The sequence below is a fragment of the Sphingopyxis sp. genome, assembly GCF_036402335.1.
Taxonomy (GTDB): domain Bacteria; phylum Pseudomonadota; class Alphaproteobacteria; order Sphingomonadales; family Sphingomonadaceae; genus Sphingopyxis.
This window is the reverse complement of record NZ_DASWTD010000505.1, coordinates 1-4,838: the sequence shown is the minus strand read 5'-3', so window position 1 is coordinate 4,838 and position 4,838 is coordinate 1. Positions and strand designations below refer to the sequence as shown.

4 protein-coding genes and 1 pseudogene are annotated in these 4,838 nt (G+C 64.4%); 1 reads left to right on the top strand and 4 read right to left on the bottom strand.

The features are described from left to right. Positions 1 to 261: pseudogene (locus tag VGD20_RS16420) on the top strand (DJ-1/PfpI family protein); the annotation flags it as partial. On the opposite strand, the gene VGD20_RS16415 reads toward VGD20_RS16420, so the two are convergent. The 4 genes from VGD20_RS16415 to VGD20_RS16400 form a co-directional block, all read right to left on the bottom strand. Then, a complete protein-coding gene (locus tag VGD20_RS16415; RefSeq protein ID WP_331135470.1) occupies positions 258 to 1,070 on the bottom strand; it encodes a glutaminyl-peptide cyclotransferase in 813 nt (270 codons plus the stop codon). The pseudogene VGD20_RS16420 and the gene VGD20_RS16415 sit on opposite strands and share 4 nt — an antisense overlap. Positions 1,071 to 1,241: 171 nt before the next feature. Further along, positions 1,242 to 2,885, bottom strand: a complete 1,644-nt coding sequence (gene groL, locus VGD20_RS16410) for a chaperonin GroEL (RefSeq protein WP_331135469.1) — start codon at positions 2,883 to 2,885, stop codon at positions 1,242 to 1,244. 63 nt (positions 2,886 to 2,948) lie between these two features. Next, entirely contained in the window at positions 2,949 to 3,236 is a 288-nt protein-coding gene (gene groES / locus VGD20_RS16405; RefSeq protein ID WP_037514464.1) for a co-chaperone GroES, read from the bottom strand. A 131-nt stretch (positions 3,237 to 3,367) separates the two neighbouring features. Beyond that, complete coding sequence (locus VGD20_RS16400; protein ID WP_331135468.1) at positions 3,368 to 4,765, bottom strand: MATE family efflux transporter; 1,398 nt, start codon at positions 4,763 to 4,765, stop codon at positions 3,368 to 3,370. Positions 4,766 to 4,838: the final 73 nt, after the last annotated feature.

Sequence of the window (4,838 nt, the reverse complement as noted above, 5' to 3'; positions counted from 1 at the left end):
GAAGACGGCCGTGTCGTCGAGGACGGCCGTGTGGTGACCAGCGGCGGGGTTACATCGGGTCTCGATTTTGCGCTGACCCTTATCGCACGCCTGAAGGGCGACGCCGTCGCGCAGGCGATCCAGCTCGCAATCGAATATGATCCCGCCCCGCCGTTCGCCGGCGGCCATCCGGGCCGCGCGCCCGAAGCAGTCACCGCGGGATTGAAGGCGCGGGTCTACGACGCCGCGGCGGCGCGAATGGAAGAAGCCCTTATCGGCTAGCGGCAGTCGGCGAGTGCGATCTCGTAAAGCTTTGGCCAGTTCTTCCCGGTCACGAACAGCCGCTTCTTTCCGGCATCCCACGCGATGCCGTTGAGCACGCTGTCGGTGCCGCTGGCGCCGGCGTCGGCCTTGAGTGTCGACAGGTCGACGAGCGACACGACATCGCCGGTCGCAGGATCGATGCGGACGATGAAGTCGGTCATCCAGACATTTGCCCAGATTTGTCCGTCGATCGTCTCTAGCTCGTTGAGCATCGTGACCGGCCGGCCGGCGAAACGGACCGTCACGCGCTTCTGCTCCTTCATCGTCGCGGGATCGAAGAAACGGAGGTCGGTGGTGCCGTCGCTGAGCACCAGGCTGTCGCCGACCATCGTCACCCCCCAGCCCTCGCCGTCATACTGGAAGGTGCCGACGGGTTTGAGATCGCTGATCGACCAGCGATTGCCGACGCCTCCCTGCCAGGTCACGCCGATGATCTGGTCGCCCCAGCGCGTGATCCCCTCGCCGAACTGGTCCGATGGCAATCTGGCCTGCGCCAGCGCCTTGCCGGTCTTGAGATCGAGGCGGGCGACACGCGATCGGCCATATTGCCCGGTCGCCTCGTACAGATGGCCCTCGTGCCAGAAGAGACCCTGCGTGAAGGACGATGTGTCGTGCGGGAAAGTCTCGACGATGCGATAGCCGCAACGCTCGACGGGCGGTGGTGCCGGCGTCACTGCGGCCGGCGGATCGGCGAGCATGGCAAAGGCAAGGACGAACATCATCGCCGCCCTAGCTATGCCGGGCCCGATGAACTCGCAATGTCCCATTCCGACTATTTCGTCATGCCGGACTTGATCTGGCATCCATGACCAAGCCCGCCCAGGTGGATCCCCGATCAAGTCCGAGATGACGAGGGGTTGGAACCAACAAAAGAAAAAGGGCCGGAGCATCGCTGCCCCGGCCCTCGTTTCTTCGGCTGGTGCCGAACGGTTCGGACTTTAGAAGTCCATACCGCCCATGCCACCCATGCCGCCGCCGCCCATGGGCATGGCGGGCTTGTCTTCGGGCTGCTCGCTCACCGCCGCTTCGGTGGTGATCAGCAGGCCTGCGACCGAAGCCGAGTCCTGCAGCGCCGTACGGACGACCTTGGTCGGATCGATGACGCCCGCGGCGACCAGATCCTCATAGGTGTCGGTCGCGGCGTTGAAGCCGAAGCTGGTGTTCGACTGGTCGAACAGCTTGCCGGCGACGACACCACCGTCGAAACCGGCGTTTTCGGCGATCTGGCGAACCGGAGCCTGCAGCGCACGACGGATGATGTCGATGCCGCGGGTCTGGTCTTCATTGCCGCCCGACATGCCTTCGAGGGCCTTGGTCGCATAGAGAAGCGCGGTACCGCCGCCGGGGACGATGCCTTCCTCGACCGCAGCGCGGGTCGCGTGGAGCGCGTCGTCGACGCGGTCCTTGCGCTCCTTCACTTCGACTTCCGAAGCGCCGCCGACCTTGATCACGGCAACACCGCCGGCAAGCTTCGCCAGACGTTCCTGCAGCTTTTCACGGTCATAGTCGCTGGTCGTCGTTTCGATCTGCGCGCGGATCTGTTCGACACGGCCCTTGATCGCATCATGGTCGCCCGAACCATCGACGATGGTGGTGTTGTCCTTGTCGATCGTGACGCGCTTGGCCTGGCCGAGCATGTTCAGCGTGACCGACTCAAGCTTGATGCCCAGGTCTTCGCTGATCATTTCACCGGCGGTGAGGATCGCGATATCCTGCAGCATCGCCTTGCGGCGATCGCCGAAGCCCGGCGCCTTGACGGCAGCGACCTTCAGGCCGCCACGCAGGCGGTTGACCACCAGCGTCGCAAGCGCTTCGCCTTCGATGTCCTCGGCGATGATCAGCAGCGGGCGGCCCGACTGCACCACGGCTTCGAGGATCGGCAGCATCGACTGGAGGTTCGACAGCTTCTTTTCGAAGATCAGGATGTACGGATCGGCGAGCTCGACGAGCATCTTTTCCGGATTGGTGATGAAATAGGGCGACAGGTAGCCGCGGTCGAACTGCATGCCTTCGACGACGTCGAGTTCGAAATCGAGACCCTTGGCTTCCTCGACGGTGATCACGCCTTCCTTGCCGACCTTTTCCATGGCTTCGGCGATCTTGTCGCCGACTTCCTTGTCGCCATTGGCCGAGATGATGCCGACCTGGGCGATTTCAGACGTGCCCGAAACCGGCTTCGACTGCGCCTTGATCGTTTCGACGACCTTGGTGACCGCGAGGTCGATGCCGCGCTTCAGGTCCATCGGGTTCATGCCGGCGGCAACCGACTTCATGCCTTCGCGGACGATCGCCTGGGCGAGAACGGTGGCGGTGGTGGTGCCGTCGCCGGCCTTGTCGTTCGCCTTGCTCGCGACTTCGCGGAGCATCTGGGCGCCCATATTCTCGAACTTGTCCTTGAGTTCGATTTCCTTGGCGACGGTGACGCCGTCCTTGGTGATGCGGGGCGCGCCGAAGCTCTTGTCGATCACGACGTTGCGGCCCTTGGGGCCGAGGGTGACCTTCACCGCGTAGGCGAGGGTGTCGACGCCGCGCAGGATGCGCTCACGCGCGTCGCGGCCGAATTTTACGTCTTTAGCAGCCATGGGCTTGTTCCTTTCAAAGGCGCAGAAAACTGCGCAACTTCATTCGCAAATCGATGAATTCGCTCAGGCGATGACGCCGAGGATGTCCGATTCCTTCATGATCAGCAGCTCTTCGCCGTCGACCTTGACTTCGGTGCCCGACCATTTGCCGAACAGGATGCGGTCGCCCGCCTTGACGTCGAGCGGGGTCACCTTGCCATCATCGGCGCGGGTGCCGGTACCGACCGAGACGACTTCGCCTTCCTGCGGCTTTTCCTTGGCGGTGTCGGGGATGATGATGCCGCCAGCCGTCTTTTCTTCGGCTTCGATACGGCGGACGAGCACGCGGTCGTGCAGCGGACGAAATTGCATGGAAATCCCTCCAGAGATGGAAATGATGTCGCTTAGCACTCACAGGGCGCGAGTGCTAACAGTCGGCCATATGGGTGGGAGTCAGATGGGCGTCAAGCGCCGCGCTGCAAGATTCTCGCGAAGTTTTTGCGTCAGGCCGGAAGCAGGCCGAGACGGGCGCGCATCCGCCAGCGGAGCAGCAGCACTGCCGAGACGACGATCAGCCCGACGGCGAGCCCGATCCATACGCCGACGCCGGCGAGCGGGGTCCAGAAACCGAGGTAGATCGCCGTGCCATAACCCGCGATCCAGTAACCGCAGACGGCGATGATCATCGGGATGCGCGTATCCTGCAGCCCGCGAAGCACCCCCGCTGCCACCGCCTGCGCCCCGTCGAAAAGCTGAAATGCCGCGGCGACCACAAGGAATTGCATCGCGAAGCCGACGAGCGCCGCGTTTCGCGCCGCGTCGACATCGACATAGATCGACAGGACGAGTGTCGGGAACAGCCACATCAGCAGCGCGGTAAAGCCCATGAAGCCGATCCCGAGCGCCAGCGAAGCAAAGCCGGCATGGCCGATGCCGCGATGATCGCGTGCGCCATAGGCGAGGCCGACGCGGATCGTCGCTGCCTGTGCGACCCCGAACGGGATCTGGAAAGCCAGCGCCGCGACCTGAAGCGCGATCGTGTGCCCTGCAAGTTCGGCCTCGCCGATCCGCCCCATCAGGAAGGCGGCACCGGTAAACAGCCCCGCCTCGGCCAGGATGGTCAGGCTGATCGGCGTTCCGATGCGGACCATCTCCAAGAAGCGGCTCCATTCGCTGCGCCACCAGTTGCCGAACAGGCGATAGCGCCGCAGGCGCCGGTCGCGCTGGATGACGACAACATAGGCGACGAGCATCAGCACGCTGGTCATCACGCTCGAAATCGCCGAGCCATGCAATCCGAGCGCGGGCATGCCGAGGTGGCCGAACACCAGAACCCAGTTTCCGAGCGCGTTGACGAAAAGCGCGCCGAAGGTGATTGCGGTCGCGATTGTCGCGCGTCCCAGCGCCGAGACGAAAATGCGCAGCACCGCTGCCGCGATCATCGGGAACAGACCCCACATCAGGATCAGCAGGAAGCTCGCGGCGCGCGCCGAGGTTTCGGCCGGCTGCCCCGTCGCGAGCATGATCGGCCCGCCCGCGGCGCAAATGCCCATAAACAGGATCGAAACCATCACGCTGAGCCACAGCGCCATGCGCACCGTGCGCCGCACTTCGCGCACGGCATGTTTGCGGCGCCCGAGTTCGGCGGCGATCAGCGGCGCCGACGCTCCGATCAGCCCGGTTCCGGTCCAGAGCAGAAGGCCGAAGATCGCAACGCCGAGCGAGGAGGCCGCGAGCGCCGCATCGCCGAGCCGCGCGACGAAAATCACATCGATCGCGTGGACCATCATCTGGAGCAGGTTCGCGGCCGCGAGCGGCACGGCGAGCGCCAGCGTCGCGCGGAATTCCGCGCGGAGACCCTGCGGCGTTTCCGCGGTCAAGGGAGTGGCCTGCTGCAACATGGCCGGCCCGGATAGGCGCCGGGGTCGAGGGGTTCAATACCGGCCGGTTTTTAGCGGATCATTTGTCGGCGAG